The sequence below is a fragment of the Erwinia sp. V90_4 genome (assembly GCF_029967685.1).
GTDB lineage: Bacteria > Pseudomonadota > Gammaproteobacteria > Enterobacterales > Enterobacteriaceae > Erwinia > Erwinia aphidicola.
The window spans coordinates 1-1,646 of the sequence record NZ_JASCAQ010000019.1; the positions used below are offsets into that span (position 1 = coordinate 1).

Consider the following 1,646-nt stretch of genomic DNA (forward strand, 5'->3'; position numbering starts at 1 on the left):
GGGTAGAATGAGGCCGCCTCTGCATACCTGCGCGTGCGTAACTCAGCCATGCGCTCAGGGACCGATTTGGTATTGATGCGTGCATGCTCTTCTCCGGCCTTCAGTGCCAGCCACGCCCTCCCAGCGTCCCACGCAATTCTCTCAATCTGACGCTCCATGTCAGTCATCCGTGATGCTTTGTAGCGGTACGATGCCCGCCGATATTCCGGCAGGCGTGCGCAATGCTCCTGTTGTTCAGGTGTAAGTTCTCTCATTGGGATTCCTGCCGGGGTAGGGGTTAGGCGGCTTGCTCTAATTCAGCCTTGCGGATGTCGTAAACATCTTTGGCCTGCGCCTGTTGTTCAGTACCGCGCAGTGTTCGCCACGCCTCTTCAAATGCAGGCTTTAGCTCGTCAACTGAATGGGCGGTTGATGCAAGGGCCGTGAAATGCTTCAGTGCTTCTTCATGCGGGTTCACGCCTGACTCCAGCCATTCGAGTAGCTTTTTGCCAGTATCTTCCGACAGGACTACCGGGTCCGCATTGGAGAACAGCTTTGTACGGTCTTTCGTGGCGTTTGCGTGGTGTGACTCATGCACCAGGTCGAGAACGGTAGTGAATTCATATTCCACTCCATCCCGTTGCTCTGACTTCATGCCGAGTTTCGCTACCTTCTTGCGTCCATTTTCCTCTACCTGAGCTGTTTCCGTCTTGCTTCGCATGGTGGCGATCACATGCATATTTGTGCGCAGAATGGCATCAAGGAACAGGCGGTGCCGTGGGTTAATCTCACTCCATGCTGACCACGAATTGCCGCGAAACTTGGTTTTAGCAATCGTGTCGACAAGCTCCAGGCACCCACCAACGCCTCCCCACTCATGAGTGATGCTGTCGATGACGATGCTGTCATACCCGGCCTGCTCAGCTGCATTAATGGCTTCAATAAAACGCTCGGGGCTAAAGGGTGGTTCCAGCTCCAGCACATCGAAATCAGCAATATCAGAGTAAAGTGATGCGCTTCCTTTCTCTGTATCAACTACTGCAATCTTTCCGCCAATTCCTTTGGCAATGAGTAGGGCGCTGTATGTTTTGCCTGACCCGCTCGGCCCGGTAAGAGCCAAACGCAATTTTGCTTTTTTACGTGTTGCTTTTTCGAATCTCATTTTTTTTACTCCTGCTATCGGTGGCAAGCGCCTTGTCAATAGTCCAGTTGAGTTTATAAATTCGCTTGTAAAGACAAGAGAATGATATTTTTAATTCTTCAGCCCAATCAGTAAGAAGCATTGATCGGCCATTAAATTCAATTAACTGTCTGTCGCTTCTGTTTCTAGACTGAGTTTTATTGTCAGCCCATCGGCAATTATTTTTTTCGTAATTACCCTTTGGGTTGATTCTATCAAGCGTGCATCCATGCGGGCGTTCACCCATATCTATTAGGAAATTTGAAAAGCAAAGCCAATTACTGCAAACCGTTATGCCCTTTTCAAAGTAAGCACCGCCTGGTGAGCAGCGTTTTTTCATCGCCTCCCAAGACGTGTAGGTCGAAGTGTTAACCCTGCCAATACGATGACCATGAACAACCTTCTTTCTCATGGCTTTTTCAAATTTCATTGTTGCCTCTTAGTTGAAGTTGCCTGCAAATTCATTCCAGGTGATTTCCTGCTGCTC

General features: G+C 49.4%; 3 protein-coding genes. All 3 read right to left on the reverse strand.

The genetic code is table 11. The features are described 5' to 3' along the window. On the reverse strand, nucleotides 1-254 hold a 254-nt coding region (locus tag QLG07_RS02550), incomplete at its 3' end, for a hypothetical protein (RefSeq protein WP_282468402.1). A gap of 23 nt (nucleotides 255-277) precedes the next feature. Continuing rightward, complete coding sequence (locus tag QLG07_RS02555) at nucleotides 278-1,141, reverse strand: ATP-binding protein (protein ID WP_282468403.1); 864 nt, start codon at nucleotides 1,139-1,141, stop codon at nucleotides 278-280. Continuing rightward, nucleotides 1,116-1,589, reverse strand: coding sequence for a hypothetical protein (locus QLG07_RS02560; protein WP_282468404.1), 474 nt, complete (start codon nucleotides 1,587-1,589; stop codon nucleotides 1,116-1,118). The genes QLG07_RS02555 and QLG07_RS02560 overlap by 26 nt, the downstream gene beginning before the upstream one ends. Nucleotides 1,590-1,646: the final 57 nt, after the last annotated feature.

Excerpts from the sequence above, each read along its gene's own strand:
- QLG07_RS02555 (WP_282468403.1), bottom strand. The coding sequence starts at position 1,141 with ATGAGATTCGAAAAAGCAACACGTAAAAAAGCAAAATTGCGTTTGGCT.
- QLG07_RS02560 (WP_282468404.1), bottom strand. The coding sequence starts at position 1,589 with ATGAAATTTGAAAAAGCCATGAGAAAGAAGGTTGTTCATGGTCATCGT.